The sequence below is a fragment of the Psychrobacter sp. 5A.1 genome (assembly GCF_030407455.1).
Taxonomy (GTDB): Bacteria; Pseudomonadota; Gammaproteobacteria; order Pseudomonadales; family Moraxellaceae; genus Psychrobacter.
On record NZ_JASDDJ010000125.1, the window covers coordinates 1 to 1,524 of the forward strand.

The following is a 1,524-nucleotide window of genomic DNA, read 5'->3' on the forward strand; positions in this document are numbered from 1 at the left end:
CTATTATTACTTAAAATCAGTGATAAATCTTTATCTTACGTAGGATACGTAAGATTATTTGGTCTGAAATCGTAACAGTTCATAGTCCTCTATCAGTACTATTGATAGAGGACTAAAATTTTTGATAAAAGGATTTTTAATTATGTTTAAGAGTAACACCCATTTATTTACTGAACATACACCATTTGACCCAAATTTATGGACAGGACGACAAGAGCCATACGAATCAGAAAAGGCTCGATACTGGTACCAGTTAGTTAAAAAATATGAAAGTCAGCCTGTTAGCTTAATAGGTTTTGCATGTGATCAAGGCGTACGTCGAAATTTAGGGCGTGTTGGAGCAATAGGTGCTCCTAAAAGTATTAGGACAGCCTTTGCTAAACTGCCTTGTAGTGCAACACTTCAAAATAAATTTGAAACTGAATACCTTATGAAGCTTGTAGGTGATGCAGGTGACGTCAAATGTCTCGATGATAATGAATTGTTAGATAAATCTCTTGAGGTAGCTCAAGCAGATTATACGAGGAGAGTCACAAGTCTTATCAAGCAAAATAGCTTTGTTATAGGAATTGGTGGCGGACATGAAATAGCTTATGCTAGTTATTTAGGTCTATGGAAGGCCCTTAATAGTGACAATAAATCACAAATGTATTCTGATTGTAAAACCACACAGATTGGTATTATTAATTTTGATGCGCATCTAGATTTAAGACAAGGACCAAAAGGCACTTCTGGAACACCATTTCGTCAAATTTCAGAACACAATTTAACAAATAATCAAAAATTTAATTATTGTGCAATTGGTATTAGTCAGTATTCAAATACACTTGCCCTTTTTGATCGTGCTGAAGAACTTGGCGTTACTATAATTAGTGATGATAGCTGTATACGTTTGCTGTGGGCAGATATCCAAAGCCAATTAGATAACTTTTTAGATACTGTCGATGTAATTTATTTAACTATTGATATGGATGGTTTTGAAGCTGCTATAGTTCCAGGCGTAAGTGCACCAGCAGCTAAAGGAATGCGTTTGGATTTTGTTGAACGTTGTATTGAATATATTTTTAGCAAAGCTAAGGTGATGATAGCTGATATAGCCGAAGTCAATCCTACTTATGATATTGATGGCCGCAGTAGTAAAGTAGCGGCACGTTTACTAGCTTTAATAATTGAATTGGAACTGACTAGTATTAAGTAAATTTTAGATGAAATTATAAATAAACATTGACTAAGTGGGAGTCAATGTTTACTAAATATGGTCATATACTTATGAAGTCAAAACATCAGCAAGGATCAATTAAATATTGGTAGTGATGGATTTAACCTATCACTACCAATATTTAATTGATTAGATTTATCGCCTTTGAATAAAGTAATATAAAGTTTATAAAGAAATTATATCTAAAGGTTTCGAGATTGCTTTCCTACAGCCCATATATTACAGACAAAAAAAAGCCCCAATCGTGAGATTGGGGCTTTCTAAATATTTGGTAGGCATAAGCAGACTCGAACTGCTGACCTCTA

1 protein-coding gene is annotated in these 1,524 nt (G+C 34.0%); it reads left to right on the top strand.

Annotated features, from left to right (window positions below; genetic code table 11):
* Nucleotides 1-142 precede the first annotated feature (142 nt).
* Nucleotides 143-1,198, top strand: coding sequence for a formimidoylglutamase (gene hutG, locus QL982_RS14365; RefSeq protein ID WP_290190439.1), 1,056 nt, complete (start codon nucleotides 143-145; stop codon nucleotides 1,196-1,198).
* The last annotated feature ends 326 nt before the right edge of the window (nucleotides 1,199-1,524 follow it).